This is a genomic window from Pseudomonas sp. HMSC063H08 (genome assembly GCF_001813645.1).
Lineage (GTDB): Bacteria > Pseudomonadota > Gammaproteobacteria > Pseudomonadales > Pseudomonadaceae > Pseudomonas > Pseudomonas aeruginosa.
Genome location: NZ_KV813444.1, coordinates 445 through 707 on the forward strand (window position 1 = coordinate 445; position 263 = coordinate 707).

Annotated in this window: 1 protein-coding gene; it reads left to right on the forward strand. The window is 59.3% G+C overall.

Annotation, left to right across the window (positions count from 1 at the left end; genetic code table 11):
* Positions 1 to 263 (forward strand): TraC family protein (locus HMPREF2924_RS15390; RefSeq protein ID WP_141765543.1); only part of this gene is annotated, 263 nt, incomplete at both ends.

The following is a 263-nucleotide window of genomic DNA, read 5'->3' on the forward strand; positions in this document are numbered from 1 at the left end:
TTCTATCGGCAGCCTGTTTCCGATGCCACCCAAGGCGTATGGCTCTTCGATGCCATGCCGCACCGAGTGATTGTGGTCGACCAATTGAACAAGGCGCCGCTGACAGGCCACTTCACCGGCGAGACGCTCAAAGGCGATGGCCTCAACGCCCTGTTCGATCGAATGCCCGAGGACACGCTGCTGTGCATCACCATGGTCGTGACGCCGCAGGACATGCTGGAAGGGCATCTACAGCAGCTCTCGAAAAAGGCCGTTGGTGACAC